This window comes from Serratia sp. CY47444 (assembly GCF_052168635.1).
Classification (GTDB): domain Bacteria; phylum Pseudomonadota; class Gammaproteobacteria; order Enterobacterales; family Enterobacteriaceae; genus Serratia; species Serratia bockelmannii.
The window spans coordinates 224,722-237,724 of sequence record NZ_JBJNMH010000001.1; the positions used below are offsets into that span (position 1 = coordinate 224,722).

Below are 13,003 nucleotides of genomic sequence, written 5' to 3' on the forward strand. Positions count from 1 at the left end.
GCAAGGCGATGAGCTGTGCAAAAAACGAATTGGGCATTTTGGCCCGCAGAAAGATTGAGGCGGAAATCATCAAACCGATCTACCAGATCCTGGTGCGTGAAATCGGCAAGGCGCGCGCCCAGGCGGTGATCGGCGAAGCCATCGAGAATGCCGCCATCGAGGCGGGCAAACAGTTCGCCGCCCAGGAACCGAACGGCGCGGATCTGCGCAGCTTCGCCGCCTTGCAGTACCTGTGGGAAAAAGACGATGCGCTGCGCGTCGAGGTGATCAATCAGGACGCGCAGCACTTCGACTATAACGTCACCCGCTGCCGCTACGCCGAGATGTATCACGAGATGGGGCTGGGGGAGATCGGCCACCTGCTCTCCTGCGCCCGCGACAGCCAGTTCATCGTCGGCTATGCCCCAGAGGTTGACCTGCAGCGCAGCCAAACCATCATGTCCGGCGCTCCCTGCTGCGATTTTCGCTACACCGCCAAAACGTCGGGAGAAGAACAATGACGTATCGGGTCAACGGCGAGCGCCTGTGGCAAAGCCTGCACGCGATGGCGCAGTTCGGCGCCATCGCCGATAACGGCGTCACCCGGCTGGCGCTGAGTGAAGAAGATCGCCAAGCGCGCGAGCAGCTGCGCGCCTGGGCGCTGGAGGCAGGTTGTAACGTGCGCGTCGATCGGATGGGCAACATGTTCCTGCGCCGTGAAGGCGCTCGCCCCGAGCTGGCGCCGGTCGTCACCGGCTCGCACGGCGACTCGCAGCCCCGCGGCGGCCGTTTCGACGGCATCTACGGCGTGCTGGCCGGATTAGAGGTTATTCGTACCCTTAACGATCGGCAGATCGTCACCGAACGCCCGATTGAAGTGATCAACTGGACTAACGAAGAAGGCGCACGCTTTGCGCCGGCGATGATCGCCTCCGGGGTGTTCGCCGGGGTATTCGACCTGGAATACGGCCTGACGCGCCGCGACGAGCACGGCGTCAGCCTTGGCGACGCACTGGAACGCATTGGTTACGCCGGCGAGCACCCGGTGGGCGGCACGCCGATCCACGCCGCCTTCGAACTGCACATCGAACAGGGGCCGATTCTGGAAGCGGAACATCTCGACATCGGCGTGGTGACCGCCGCACAAGGGCAGCGCTGGTATGAGCTGGAGGTCGTCGGCTTCAGCGCCCATGCCGGCACCACGCCAATGGATCGGCGCCGCGATGCCCTGCTGGGCTTTACAGAGCTGGTCACGGCGGTCAACCGCATCGGTTGGGATTTTGCGCCCGATGCGCGCGCCACGGTAGGCATGGCGCAAATTACCCCCAATTCACGCAACGTGGTGCCGGGACGCGTCTTTTTCAGCGTCGAATTCCGCCATCCGCAAGAGTCTACCCTGGAGCAGATGGAGCAGCGTCTGCTGACGGCGGTAAACCACGTCAACGGCGACGGTCTGACCGCCCGCGCCGACCGCATCTTCCAGTATCCCCCTATCGCTTTTGATCGGGGCTGCATCGACAGCGTACGCCACGCCGCGCAAGCATTGGGCTATCGCCATCGCGACATGATTTCCGGCGCCGGCCACGATGCCTGTTACCTTAACCGCGTCGCCCCGACCGCCATGATTTTCATTCCCTGCGTGGACGGCATCAGCCACAACGAGCGGGAAGATATCACCCCCGCCTGGGCCGCCGCAGGCGCCGACGTGTTGCTCAACGCCCTGCTGGCGCACACCTGCGCCTGATCCTCGCCCCGGTTTCTCGCCGGGGCAAAAAAATATTCAACAAAACGGTTGAATATTAGCCCACCTGTTCTATATTCAACCATATGGTTGAATTATCTTCCTCACAGCTGGACGCCATTTTTCATGCGCTGGCCGACCCGACCCGCCGTTCGATGTTACGCGCGCTGGCCGGCGGTGAGCGCAGCATCGGCGAACTGGCCGCGCCGTTGCAGATGTCGTTCGCCGGCGCCTCCAAGCACGTGAAAGCACTGGAACATGCGGGCCTGGTGCAACGCACCGTGCAAGGAAGAAACCATATCTGCCGGCTCGAACCCGAGCCTATGGCGCAGGCCATGCACTGGCTGCAAACCTATGAACATTTTTGGACTGAACGGCTGGATGCGCTCGAACAGGCGCTGCTGCAGCCCGAACAGCTTCCTCCCAAGGAGTGAACCATGAATGATTACGGCATGATTATCGAACCCGGCACGCTGCGCATCCAGCGCTTGCTGCCTGGGCCCATCGAGCGGGTGTGGGCTTACCTGACCGAATCCGACAAGCGCGCCACCTGGCTGGCGTCCGGCGCCATGAAGTTGGAAAACGGCGCGCCGCTGGAGCTGGAGTTTCGCAACTCCGATCTGGCAGGCGAGCACGAGCAACCGCCGGCCAAGTACAAACAGCACGGCGGCTGTGTCAGCAACCGCGGCCACATCACCTGCCTGTTCCCGCCGCGCCTGCTGAGCTTTACCTGGGCCGAACAGGATCAGGGGCGCCCTTCCGAAGTGACCTTCGAACTGACGGAGCAGGGAAACGCGGTGCTGCTGACGGTCACCCACCGGCGCTTGGCCAACCGCGACGAGATGCTCAGCGTCGCCGGCGGCTGGCACACTCATCTGGATATCCTGCTGGATCGCCTGCACGACCGGGCGCCGCAGCCGTTCTGGAGCACCCATGCCCGGCTGGAAGAAGAGTACCGCGCCCGCCTGTAATTACGTCTCGTCCCTGCGCCTGAACGCCAAATAACCGGCGATCAGCGTAAAACTGCCGACCAGCAACACCAGCAGGATAAAACCGTGGTGATTGCTGGCCAGCGGGATCCCCCCCACGTTCATGCCGAAGAAACCGGCGACGATATTGATCGGCAATGCCAGCACGGTGATCACCGTCAGCGTATAAAGCGTGCGGTTATTCTGCTCCATCAGCTTGGCGCTCAGCTCCTCCTGCAGCAGCCGAATGCGTTCGGTCAAACTGGCCAGATCGTTCAACACCACGGTGAACTCTTCGGTAAACTGCCGCAGATCCTGCACCACCTCACGGCTCAGCCAGGTCGGCGGCCGGTTCAACAGGCGAAACAGCGCGGCCGGTTCCGGCGCCAGCAGACGTTGAAAGCGCAATAACATGCGGCGCATGCGCCCCAGCTCGGCGCGGTTGCGTTTAACGCGTCGAGTCAACAGACGATCCTCGATGGTATCGACATACTGGTTGGCCTGCCGCACCACCTGTTCCAGTACGTCTTCCTGCTCTTCCAGCAGGTGCGCCAGCAGCTCGGTAGACGACGCCAGCTGCAGCGCCGTCAGGCGGCCGAGCAGCCGTTCAATCAGTCGCACCGGTTTGTGACGCACGGTGACCACCAGCCCACGGCAGCAATAGAGCCACAGCGTCGCCGTTTCCGGGTTACTGTCCTCGGGGTGGAAAATCACGTCGTTGAGTACGGCGAACAGATCGTCGCCCTGGCGCTCGATGCGCGTGGTGTGGGAGCCGTGGCGGATCTCGTGAAAGAAAAAATCGGAAATGGCGAAATGGTTTTTCAACCACTTCTCCGCCGCCGCGTGGTTGAGATTGAGGTGCAGCCAGACAAAACCGTCGCCGGGCGGCAACGCTTGGTAGGCCTGACAAACCTGCTGCGAGTTCAGGCGCGCCGGCACCTCACCGGAGCGGAACACATGGCCGTAGATCAGCCCGGTCACCTCATCATCAAAATCCAGCTTGTGCATCTTTTCCGCTAACCGTTGCACCATAACGCCATATCCTGCCTGTTGCCGTTAACCCAAGACCTTCCCCGCTGTTATAACAATCTTTATTTATCGGCGTTAATGATTTTCGCCGTTCCCGATGATTAATATTTTCGTCATAAAAAGGCCACATTCATTCAGAATACTTTTCAGGCGACAGCTACCGCATTCAATCCTTTCAGGAAGGTCATTATGAGCGATAACAGCGCCGTTCAAACGGGTGTGCCGGCCGCATCCAGCCTGCCCAAACTGCATCAAAAGAACAGTCGACTCACTGTTCTTTTTTTTGTTTTCTTATTAATTCTGGGGATCGCGTTTGCCGGGGTGAACTTATTTAACGACGTCAGCGATGCCGGCGCCGTCTATACCAGTTACATTCCGTTTTTATTATTGGGGCTGGCGCTGCTGATCGCGCTGGGCTTTGAATTCGTCAACGGCTTCCACGATACCGCCAATGCGGTCGCGACGGTGATTTACACCCACTCGCTGTCGCCGATGGTCGCCGTGGTGTGGTCCGGTTTCTTCAACTTTCTCGGCGTGTTGCTCTCCAGCGGCGTGGTGGCCTTCGGCATCATTTCACTGCTGCCGGTCGAGCTGATCCTGCAAGCCGGCACCGGCAACGGTTTCGCCATGGTGTACGCCCTGCTGTTCTCCGCCATCATCTGGAACCTCGGCACCTGGTGGCTCGGGCTGCCCGCCTCGTCGTCGCATACGCTCATCGGCTCGATTATCGGCGTCGGCGTGGCCAATGCCCTGATCCACGGGCGCACCGGCACCAGCGGCGTGGACTGGGGCCAGGCGATCAAGGTGGGCTATGCGCTGCTGCTGTCGCCGGTGATCGGCTTCGTGTTCGCCGGCCTGCTGCTGCTGGTGCTAAAGCTGTTCGTCAAGAACCGCCAGTTGTACAGCGCGCCTAAAGGCAATACCCCGCCGCCGCTGTGGATCCGCGGGCTGCTGATCCTCACCTGCACCGGCGTTTCCTTTGCCCACGGATCCAACGACGGGCAGAAAGGCATGGGCCTTATCATGCTGATCCTGGTGGGCACCATGCCGATCGCCTACGCCCTGAACCGTTCGATGCCGCCGGAGCAGATCCCCCGGGTGGCGGCGCTGGCGGAGGTGACCAAAAACGAGCTGCTGCGCCAGTTCCCGGCCGGCGGCCAAACCCCGCCGCGTGAGGTGTTGACCGGCTATGTGCGCACCAGCGAACTGACGCCGGAAGTCGTACCGGCGCTGGCGCAGCTGGCCGGCGCGATCGGCGATCAAATCCGTCAGTACGGCTCGGTCGACAAGATCCCGGCGCAGGCGGTGTCGAACACCCGCAACGACATGTACCTGGCGTCCGAGACCATCAAGCACCTCAAAGCAGAGCGTCAGCTGCAGATCAATCCCGATGCGCAGCGCAACCTCGACGCGCTGAAGGGTGAACTCGATAACGCCACCCGCTTCATTCCCTTCTGGGTGAAAGTGGTGGTGGCGATTGCACTGGGGCTCGGCACCATGGTCGGCTGGCGCCGTATCGTGGTGACGGTGGGCGAAAAGATCGGTAAATCGCACCTGACCTACGCCCAGGGCGCCAGCGCCGAACTGGTGGCGATGACCACCATCGGCGCGGCCGACGCCTTCGGTTTGCCGGTTTCGACCACTCACGTACTCTCGTCCGGCATCGCCGGCACCATGGCCGCCAACCGCTCCGGCCTGCAGATGGCCACCCTGCGTAATCTACTGATGGCCTGGGTGCTGACGCTGCCGGCCTCGGTGCTGCTGTCGGCGGTGCTGTACTGGATCTTCAACCATTTCTAACACCGGGCTGATACGGAGAAAATCTGATGACCATGCATGAATTCAACCGCGATGACGGTTTCAACCAGCGCCTGCTGCAAGAATTTTACGACAGCTACGATGAAGAGCTGGAAATGGAGCTGGACGACCTGCGCTTCGACACGGCAGAAGTCGACAGCGACGCGAAAAAAGCCTGGCGCAAACAATACTTCCGCGAACTGCTGCGCCTGCAGGGCGAACTGGTGAAGCTGCAGGATTGGGTGATGCGCACCGGCCACCGGCTGGTGATCATCTTCGAAGGCCGCGACGCCGCCGGCAAGGGTGGCGTGATCAAACGCATCACCCAGCGCCTCAACCCGCGCACTTGCCGCGTGGCGGCGCTGCCGGCGCCAAACGATCGCGAACGCACCCAGTGGTATTTTCAGCGTTACATCGCGCATCTGCCCGCCGCCGGCGAAATGGTGCTGTTCGACCGCAGCTGGTATAACCGCGCCGGCGTGGAACGCGTGATGGGCTTTTGCAACGACGAAGAGTATGAGGAGTTTTTCCGCAGCGTGCCGGAATTCGAAAAAATGCTGACGCGCAGCGGCATCCAAATCGTCAAATATTGGTTTTCGATCACCGATGACGAGCAGGAGCTGCGGTTCCTCAGCCGCATTCACGATCCGCTCAAACAGTGGAAGCTCAGCCCAATGGATCTGGAAAGCCGCCGCCGCTGGGAAGACTACACCGAAGCCAAAGAGGTCATGTTAGCGCGCACTAACATTGCCGAGGCACCCTGGTGGGTAGTTCAGGGCGTCGACAAGAAAAAGGCCCGCTTGAACTGCATCACTCACCTGCTGCAGCAGGTGCCTTATGAGGAGGCCGAAGGCAACGTCATCACGCTGCCGCAGCGCAAACGCAGCCCGGAATACCACCGTAGTCCGGTGCCGGACAACATGGTGGTGCCGGAAATCTACTGACCTTAGCGCAGAGAAGCGGTTGCCGCTTCTCTGTACGAGGACAACGCTTTGATTTCTCTCACGCTACTGTGCCAAACCCCATGTTAAAGTGGTTGTTTTCCATTTTGACAGGAGTCTTCCATGCGCCAACGCATCATTGTTTGCCCACTGATTGAAAACGATAACGCCTTACTGCTGTGCAAAATGGCGGCGCACAAAGGCGTGTTTCCCGGCCAGTGTGCGCTGTCCGGCGGCGGCGTCGAGCCGGGTGAACAGATAGAGCAAGCGCTGCGGCGCGAAGTACGCGAAGAGCTGGGCGCCGCGCTGATCCTCGACAACATCACGCCCTGGACCTTCCGCGACGACGTGCGCATGAAAACCTACGCCGACGGCCGCCAGGAGCAAATCTACATGATTTACCTGATTTTCGACTGCCATGCCGCCAACCGCGACGTAACGATCAACGACGAGTTCGACGACTACGCCTGGGTGCCGCGCGAGCGCCTGGGGGACTACGATTTGAACGAGGCTACCCGCTTCACGCTGCAGCAAAAGGGATTGTTGTAACAGTTTGAGCGATTATCGCCCTATTTCCTTCACATTTGCCGGGCAGACTCTTTTGATATTTTTTAATCACTTAGGGTCACTATTTCCGCCGTTATGCTTTTATCTCACGCTTTTCTCCGTCTGCCTGTCCGGCGCTTCGGCGCCGCCCTTCTGTTCAGCCTGCTGTTCGTTTTGGCGCCCGTGTATGCCGCTGCGCCACCGCTGGTGCTGAATGCCAAATCGGTGCTGGTCGTCAATCAACGCACCGGAAAGACCCTCTATCAGAAGCAGCCGAACCGCGTACTGCCGATCGCCTCGCTCACCAAGCTGATGACCGCCATGGTCGCCCTGGACAGCAAACGTCCGATGGGCGGCAAGCTCAAAGTCACCGCCGCCGATCGCGATCTGCTGAAGAAAACCCATTCGCGGCTGACCATCGGCTCGGTGCTCAGCCGCCGCGACATGCTGCACATCGCCCTGATGTCTTCGGAGAACCGCGCTGCCGCGGCGCTGAGCCGCAGCTATCCCGGCGGGCGCAAGGCCTTCGTGGCGAAAATGAATCAGAAAGCGCGCGCCATCGGCATGAAACGCGCCCGCTTCTACGATCCGACCGGGCTGACGCCGCGCAACGTGGCGAGCGCCAACGATCTGCTGAAGATGGTCAATCACGCCTATCGCTATCAGTCGATCCGCCGCTTCAGCACCGACAAGCAGCAGATCGTACGCCCCGGCCGCGGCCAACTGGTCTACCGCAGCTCCAATGGCTTAATCAATAACCCGGCCTGGAAGATCCAGCTGCAGAAAACCGGCTTTACCGACGAGGCCGGTCACTGCCTGGTGATGCGCACCACCATCAAAGGCCAACCGGTGGTGATGATCCTGCTCGGCGCGCAGCCGCGCTACGGCCACTACCGTGACGCCATTCGCCTGAAGGCCTGGCTCGAGGGGTAACACCGTGGCGCTTTACCGTCCCACGCATATCCAAATCCGTTTTGGATCAATGGAATATCCTATCGCCAATCAGTATTAAGCCTCACGCCGCCCGCATGGTATTTGTCAGGCATATCTGATGATCAAAGGAGCGGGAAAATGGCTTATGCCTTGAGCATATTGGAAAAAAGTCCGATCGCCGACGGGGAAAGCGCCGCGCAGGCGTTGGCGCGCACGCTGCATCTGGCGCAACAGGCGGAACGCTGGGGCTATCGGCGTTTCTGGCTGGCGGAACACCACAACACGCCGCAGCTCGCCTGCCCGTCGCCGGAAATACTGATCGGCTACCTGCTCGGCCAGACGTCGCGCATTCGCATCGGCTCTGGCGGCGTGATGCTGCAACACTACAGCGCCTACAAGGTAGCCGAAAACTTTAACCTGCTGGCGGCGCTGGCGCCGGGGCGCGTCGATCTCGGGGTAGGCAAAGCGCCCGGCGGGCTGCCGCTCGCCACCCAGGCGCTGCAGGCCGTCCATGACCGACAAAACAAACCGGCATTCCCGCAGCAGCTGTCGCAGCTGACCGCCTACCTGAACGACGACGCCGAACCGGGCCTGAGCGCCACACCGCTGCCGCCGCACGCCGCCCAGCGCTTTCTGCTCGGCGCCAGTAAAGAGAGCGCGACGCTGGCGGCCGAATCCGGCTGGGCCTTCGTGTTTGCCGCGCATCTGAACGGCAATCCGCAAGATATCCGCGAGGCGCTGGCGCACTACACCGCACTGAGCGGCGGCCGCAAGGCGCTGCTGGCGGTGGCGGCGATCGTGGCGCAGAGCCCAGAGCAGGCCGCGACGCTGGCGGCGGATATTCAGCAATACCGCGTGCACGTCGCCGGTGAGCAGAGCGTGACCGTCGGTAGCCTGGCGCAGGCAGAGAGTTTCGTGCAGCAGGCCGGCGCCACCGACTACCGCATCGAGCCGCGGGAAAGCCATATCCTGCTTGGTACCGCGCCGCAGGTACATCAGCAACTGGCGCAGCTGCAGCAGCGGTACGACGTGGACGAGTTCATCATCGACACGCCGATCGGCGAACCGAGCGCCCGGCTCACTTCGCTACAGCTGCTGGCGGAGGAGAGCCTGACGCCGGCCTAGTTGATCGCCGCGCTGGCCCGCATGGCGTCGGTCAGATCCTGCGCCAGCGGCGCCAACTGCGCCGGCGTGACGTTAGCCAGGCTGACGCGGAGCGCCGGGCCGCCCTTCAGGCGGAAAGGTTCACCGCCCTGCACCAACCACCCCCGCTGCGCCATCAGCTGCGCGGCGGCAGTTTCTGATCTCACCGGCAACCACAGATGCAGCCCTTCACCCGCCGCCAGCGCCGTGTGATTCAACGTATTGAGCCGCTGTACCAGTTCATCCCTTCTGGCCTGATACGCCTGTTGAGCCCGCTGCAGTTGCCCTTCCTGCAACGCCTGTCCCCACAGTCTGGCGGCGATCTGCTGCAAGATATGGCTGACCCAGCGTTCGCTGATGTACTGATCGGCGCGCATCGCCTGCAGCAACGTCGGGTCGCCGCAGGCCAGCGCGATACGCAGATCCGGGCTGAGAAACTTGCTCAGCGACAGCACGTACAGGCCGCGATCGCCGTCGAACGGCAGATGCAGCGGCTGCTGCGACAGCGGCCCCCAGAAATCGTCGACGATCGCCAGACACTGCGGGTTGTCGTGCAGAAAACGCCGCCACTGCTGCGCGCGTTGCGCAGAGAGCGAGGCGCCGGTCGGATTGTGGGCGCGCGGCGTCAGGATCACCGCAGCGGCCGCCCCGCTTTCCGGCAACCGACAGCCCTGTTCATCTACCGCCAGCGGCAGCGGCCGCAGGCGCAGGTGGCGCAACAGCGTCAATAGCGGCGGCCAGCAGGGATCTTCCACCCACACCGCCGCGCCCGGCTGCACATGGCAGCGCAGCGCCTTTTCCATCGCATCCAGCGCGCCGGAGAACACCGCCGGCTCCCCCAGCGCGACGCCCTGGCGGCCGAGCCACTCGCGACCCAGACCGGTCAATATCGGCAGATCACCGCTGATGTCATAGCCGTTTTGCTGCGGGAACACCTCCGCCGTGCCAAGCGCCAGCACCGGCAACAATGCGGCATCCAGGTTACCGCTGGCCAGATCGCACATCCCTGCAGGCACCTGACGCGGCACATAGGCCGCACTCACCGCCGCCAGCGGCGGCTCCAGCACCACCGTTCCGGCCCGCCCGCGCGTCGCCACCAGACCGGCGTCACGCAATCGGGCGTAAGCGCTGGCGACGGTATTCGGATTGACCTCCAGCTCCGCCGCCAGTTGGCGTACCGGCGGCAACAGCTCACCTGGCCGCAGCGCGCCGTCTTTGATGCGTGCGGCAATCTGCTCGGCAATCTGGACAGCGCCGCCGCCTTTTGCATACAATGAATTCATACATAAATCCTTTTGTACTAGTTCAAAATAGATTACCCGTTTCCGCGGCCAAAAGTAAGGGGTTCCATGGATAAACATTACGTGCTCGACATTCAGTATGCAGGAAAAGCCTTTGCCCGCCTGCAGATGTTCACTCCCTGGGCAGCCGATCAGCTGGAACAGGCGTGCGCGCTGTTCCCGGCCGCTCAGGGTTATCAGGTGCAGCTCAGCCAGGTCAGCGAACGTCGCATCGTCTACCAGAGCGGTGCGCAAGGCATCACTGTGCTGGGCGAGTCGCTGGCGCTGACCCCTTTCACTCACGCTAGCGAGGTTGAACAATGAAAAAAGCCGTCGCCATTCGACACGTCAATTTTGAAAACCTGGGTATCCTCGGTTCTCTGCTCTCGCTGCGCGGCTATCAGATCGACTATTACGATGCCGGCCGCGATGATATTCGTGCTATCAATAATGAAGAGACCGATCTGTTGGTAGTGCTCGGCGGGCCGATCAGCGCCGCCCAACACTTTTCCGGTGAGCAGCGCTATGATTTTCTCGACCATGAATTAGCGCTGGTCAAACAGCGCCTGGCGCAGCGGCGACCGACCCTCGGGGTTTGTCTCGGCGCGCAGGTGATCGCCCAGGCACTGGGCGCCGACGTGATCTCGCTCGGCGTCAAAGAGATCGGCTTCGCCCCGCTGAGCACGCTCGCGGCGGAAGACGACTCGGTGCTGGCCCCGCTGGCCGATACGCCGGTGCTGCATTGGCACGGCGATATGTTCATGATCCCGGACGGTGCCCGCTGCCTGGCCGGCACGGCGATTTGCCCACATCAGGCTTTCGACTATCAGGGGTTCGCGCTCGGCCTGCAGTTCCATCTGGAGGCGGATCATCGCGATATCGAACGCTGGCTGATTGGCCATGCCTGCGAGCTGGAACTGGCCGGCGTTGCGCCACAGAGCCTGCGCGAACAGGCGGCGTGCCACGGCGCACAGCTGGAACAACGCGCGCGGCAGGTGTTCGCACGCTGGCTGGATAATAACGAACCAAGGATGTAACTCATGCAACAGTCTTCACCCTTGCGGTCACCGTCCATCGACGTGATCAGCATTCAATCTCAGGTGGTCTACGGCAGCGTCGGCAACGGCATCGCCTACCGCGCACTGCTGAAAAAGGGGCTGGAAGCGCTGCAGGTGCCGAGCGTGCTGTTCGGCTGCCCGCCCTATTACGGCAAGCCGCACGGCGGCGTCATTTCCGGCGAGTGGTTCGGCGGCTTTCTCGACGATCTGATTGCCCGCGGCGTGATGAAGCGCACCCGGGCGGTGATTGTCGGCTACCTGGGCGATGTGATGCAGTGCCATATTCTGGCCAACTGGCTGCAGCGGGTGCGCTCGCTCAATCCTCAGATAAAAATCTATATCGATCCGGTGATGGGCGATTACGGTGAAGGGATCTACGTGGATGAGCGCATCGTCAACTGCTATCGATCGCCGTTCCTGCGGCTGGCCAACGGCCTGACGCCGAACGGCTTTGAACTGGAACAGCTGTGCGGCCGACAACTGAGCAGCCGGGAGCAGACGCAGCACGCCGCGCAGGCGCTGTTGAACAACACCACCGAATGGGTGCTGGTCACCAGCGCGCCGGGCGTCGCACAGCACGAAGACGAAGTCGGCTTAATGCTGGTCACCCGGCAGGAAACACAGTGCTTTACCCATCCGAAGGTTAAATCGGCGGTCAAAGGCACCGGCGATCTGTTCGCCGCATTGCTGGTCAGCCATCTGCTGCACGGCGCTGCGCTCGACGCGGCCGTGGTCGCCGCCGGGGGTGAAGTGTGCGACGTGCTGGCCGAAGCGGCACATTTCGGTTGGGAGGAAATCGGCAGCCTGCGGGCGTTAAAGCCGTAAGGCCGGTGGAGAGTCAGGGGCAGCGTGCCGCCCCTGATCACTATCAGCGTTTTTTCTTTTTGTTGAAATCCAGCTCGAAGGCGAACACGGCGCTCTGAATTTTGCGCTCCATCGCCAACCCCAGCTTGAGGAAACGGCATGACAGGCGCGAGAAGTGCACCACCTGATCGTTATCGTCGGTTTCCTGATCGTCGTTGACCACCACCAGCTCCATGTTGACCTTGAAGCTGCCGTAGCTGCCCAGATCCAACTCCGCTTTCTTGAACTGCAGGCCCGGCTGGAAGAAATCCGGTAGCGGCCCGTCGAAGCGCAAACCGACGCCGCCGGCAGACAGATCGTGGATCCGCAGCTCATAAGGCGTGCCGTCCGGGTATTCGCCGGTACAGAAGAATTGGCGCCAGTGTGGCGTGGTGATGCGGAACTGACGGCGGCGCTGGATGTAGACCAACTCCTGCGGCAGCCGGGTCGAGCAGGCCTGGACGCCTTGATGTTCGGTCAGTTCCGCCTGGCCGACGGAAAACTCGATTTTAGCGTCGTTGCTTTCAATCACGATGGTGCAGGCGCCGTCGATGGCATTTTCCGCTTCCTCACCGCTAAACACGATATTGTCCGGCCCGACGCTCAATAACAGACTTTGAAACCGGTGCTGCTGATTTTCTACGCGCAGCGGCGTGCGTTGTTTGCAAATTTCACGCAGAATCGCCAGAACTTCAAAACGCTCCCGTTTGATAAACAGTCCGTTATCGCTGTGCTCCACACGTCT

15 protein-coding genes are annotated in these 13,003 nt (G+C 61.6%); 12 read left to right on the forward strand and 3 right to left on the reverse strand.

The genetic code is table 11. The features are described from left to right. Nucleotides 1-8: 8 nt before the first annotated feature. The 4 genes from ACJ8IL_RS00975 (at nucleotide 9) to ACJ8IL_RS00990 (ending at nucleotide 2,691) form a co-directional block, all read left to right on the forward strand. Entirely contained in the window at nucleotides 9-500 is a 492-nt protein-coding gene (locus ACJ8IL_RS00975) for an L-2-amino-thiazoline-4-carboxylic acid hydrolase (RefSeq protein WP_025302937.1), read from the forward strand. Continuing rightward, nucleotides 497-1,723 (forward strand): Zn-dependent hydrolase, encoded by a 1,227-nt coding sequence (locus ACJ8IL_RS00980; RefSeq protein ID WP_442516297.1) that lies wholly within the window; start codon nucleotides 497-499, stop codon nucleotides 1,721-1,723. The genes ACJ8IL_RS00975 and ACJ8IL_RS00980 overlap by 4 nt, the downstream gene beginning before the upstream one ends. An 83-nt stretch (nucleotides 1,724-1,806) precedes the next feature. Further along, entirely contained in the window at nucleotides 1,807-2,154 is a 348-nt protein-coding gene (locus ACJ8IL_RS00985) for an ArsR/SmtB family transcription factor (protein ID WP_004938187.1), read from the forward strand. A 3-nt stretch (nucleotides 2,155-2,157) separates the two neighbouring features. After that, the gene (locus ACJ8IL_RS00990; protein ID WP_025302939.1) at nucleotides 2,158-2,691 is read left to right on the forward strand and encodes an SRPBCC family protein; all 534 of its coding nucleotides are present in this window, start codon (nucleotides 2,158-2,160) and stop codon (nucleotides 2,689-2,691) included. Here the strand turns inward: ACJ8IL_RS00990 and ACJ8IL_RS00995 are convergent, their stop codons facing one another. After that, a complete protein-coding gene (locus ACJ8IL_RS00995) occupies nucleotides 2,692-3,720 on the reverse strand; it encodes a transporter (RefSeq protein ID WP_043143451.1) in 1,029 nt (342 codons plus the stop codon). 186 nt (nucleotides 3,721-3,906) lie between these two features. Between ACJ8IL_RS00995 and ACJ8IL_RS01000 the strand changes: the two genes are divergently transcribed. The 5 genes from ACJ8IL_RS01000 to ACJ8IL_RS01020 all read left to right on the forward strand — a co-directional run bounded on the left by ACJ8IL_RS01000 (nucleotide 3,907) and on the right by ACJ8IL_RS01020 (nucleotide 9,059). Next, nucleotides 3,907-5,517 (forward strand): inorganic phosphate transporter, encoded by a 1,611-nt coding sequence (locus ACJ8IL_RS01000; RefSeq protein ID WP_060433132.1) that lies wholly within the window; start codon nucleotides 3,907-3,909, stop codon nucleotides 5,515-5,517. Between the two features lie 26 nt (nucleotides 5,518-5,543). Further along, a complete protein-coding gene (gene ppk2, locus ACJ8IL_RS01005; protein WP_060433133.1) occupies nucleotides 5,544-6,458 on the forward strand; it encodes a polyphosphate kinase 2 in 915 nt (304 codons plus the stop codon). Nucleotides 6,459-6,578: 120 nt separating this feature from the next. Beyond that, nucleotides 6,579-7,004 carry a nucleoside triphosphatase NudI gene (gene nudI, locus ACJ8IL_RS01010; RefSeq protein ID WP_442516298.1) on the forward strand — a complete coding sequence of 142 codons (426 nt, stop codon included), beginning with the start codon at nucleotides 6,579-6,581 and terminating at the stop codon, nucleotides 7,002-7,004. A 93-nt stretch (nucleotides 7,005-7,097) separates the two neighbouring features. Further along, nucleotides 7,098-7,934 (forward strand): D-alanyl-D-alanine endopeptidase, encoded by an 837-nt coding sequence (pbpG, locus tag ACJ8IL_RS01015; protein WP_043143447.1) that lies wholly within the window; start codon nucleotides 7,098-7,100, stop codon nucleotides 7,932-7,934. Nucleotides 7,935-8,072: 138 nt separating this feature from the next. Continuing rightward, complete coding sequence (locus ACJ8IL_RS01020; RefSeq protein ID WP_197769553.1) at nucleotides 8,073-9,059, forward strand: MsnO8 family LLM class oxidoreductase; 987 nt, start codon at nucleotides 8,073-8,075, stop codon at nucleotides 9,057-9,059. On the opposite strand, the gene ACJ8IL_RS01025 is transcribed toward ACJ8IL_RS01020, so the two are convergent. Beyond that, nucleotides 9,056-10,360 carry an aminotransferase class I/II-fold pyridoxal phosphate-dependent enzyme gene (locus tag ACJ8IL_RS01025; RefSeq protein WP_049205632.1) on the reverse strand — a complete coding sequence of 435 codons (1,305 nt, stop codon included), beginning with the start codon at nucleotides 10,358-10,360 and terminating at the stop codon, nucleotides 9,056-9,058. The genes ACJ8IL_RS01020 and ACJ8IL_RS01025 overlap by 4 nt on opposite strands. Before the next feature lie 66 nt (nucleotides 10,361-10,426). Here ACJ8IL_RS01025 and ACJ8IL_RS01030 point away from each other — a divergent pair, with 66 nt between their 5' ends. Genes ACJ8IL_RS01030 through pdxY form a run of 3 tightly spaced genes read left to right on the forward strand, consistent with a single transcriptional unit; the run spans nucleotide 10,427 to nucleotide 12,240 of the window. Then, nucleotides 10,427-10,681 carry a hypothetical protein gene (locus tag ACJ8IL_RS01030; protein ID WP_025302947.1) on the forward strand — a complete coding sequence of 85 codons (255 nt, stop codon included), beginning with the start codon at nucleotides 10,427-10,429 and terminating at the stop codon, nucleotides 10,679-10,681. Further along, nucleotides 10,678-11,394 (forward strand): glutamine amidotransferase, encoded by a 717-nt coding sequence (locus ACJ8IL_RS01035; RefSeq protein ID WP_043143441.1) that lies wholly within the window; start codon nucleotides 10,678-10,680, stop codon nucleotides 11,392-11,394. The genes ACJ8IL_RS01030 and ACJ8IL_RS01035 overlap by 4 nt, the downstream gene beginning before the upstream one ends. A gap of 3 nt (nucleotides 11,395-11,397) precedes the next feature. After that, nucleotides 11,398-12,240 (forward strand): pyridoxal kinase, encoded by an 843-nt coding sequence (pdxY, locus tag ACJ8IL_RS01040; RefSeq protein ID WP_261424636.1) that lies wholly within the window; start codon nucleotides 11,398-11,400, stop codon nucleotides 12,238-12,240. 43 nt (nucleotides 12,241-12,283) lie between these two features. Here pdxY and ACJ8IL_RS01045 read toward each other — a convergent pair whose 3' ends face one another. After that, nucleotides 12,284-12,997 (reverse strand): flagellar brake protein, encoded by a 714-nt coding sequence (locus ACJ8IL_RS01045; protein ID WP_025302950.1) that lies wholly within the window; start codon nucleotides 12,995-12,997, stop codon nucleotides 12,284-12,286. Nucleotides 12,998-13,003: the final 6 nt, after the last annotated feature.

Bases quoted from the DNA above. Each gene is read 5' to 3' on its own strand.
- ACJ8IL_RS00975 (WP_025302937.1), top strand. From the start codon at position 9: ATGAGCTGTGCAAAAAACGAATTGGGCATTTTGGCCCGCAGAAAGATT.
- ACJ8IL_RS00980 (WP_442516297.1), top strand. From the start codon at position 497: ATGACGTATCGGGTCAACGGCGAGCGCCTGTGGCAAAGCCTGCACGCG.
- ACJ8IL_RS00985 (WP_004938187.1), top strand. From the start codon at position 1,807: ATGGTTGAATTATCTTCCTCACAGCTGGACGCCATTTTTCATGCGCTG.
- ACJ8IL_RS00990 (WP_025302939.1), top strand. From the start codon at position 2,158: ATGAATGATTACGGCATGATTATCGAACCCGGCACGCTGCGCATCCAG.
- ACJ8IL_RS00995 (WP_043143451.1), bottom strand. From the start codon at position 3,720: ATGGTGCAACGGTTAGCGGAAAAGATGCACAAGCTGGATTTTGATGAT.
- ACJ8IL_RS01000 (WP_060433132.1), top strand. From the start codon at position 3,907: ATGAGCGATAACAGCGCCGTTCAAACGGGTGTGCCGGCCGCATCCAGC.
- ppk2 (WP_060433133.1), top strand. From the start codon at position 5,544: ATGACCATGCATGAATTCAACCGCGATGACGGTTTCAACCAGCGCCTG.
- nudI (WP_442516298.1), top strand. From the start codon at position 6,579: ATGCGCCAACGCATCATTGTTTGCCCACTGATTGAAAACGATAACGCC.
- pbpG (WP_043143447.1), top strand. From the start codon at position 7,098: ATGCTTTTATCTCACGCTTTTCTCCGTCTGCCTGTCCGGCGCTTCGGC.
- ACJ8IL_RS01020 (WP_197769553.1), top strand. From the start codon at position 8,073: ATGGCTTATGCCTTGAGCATATTGGAAAAAAGTCCGATCGCCGACGGG.
- ACJ8IL_RS01025 (WP_049205632.1), bottom strand. From the start codon at position 10,360: ATGAATTCATTGTATGCAAAAGGCGGCGGCGCTGTCCAGATTGCCGAG.
- ACJ8IL_RS01030 (WP_025302947.1), top strand. From the start codon at position 10,427: ATGGATAAACATTACGTGCTCGACATTCAGTATGCAGGAAAAGCCTTT.
- ACJ8IL_RS01035 (WP_043143441.1), top strand. From the start codon at position 10,678: ATGAAAAAAGCCGTCGCCATTCGACACGTCAATTTTGAAAACCTGGGT.
- pdxY (WP_261424636.1), top strand. From the start codon at position 11,398: ATGCAACAGTCTTCACCCTTGCGGTCACCGTCCATCGACGTGATCAGC.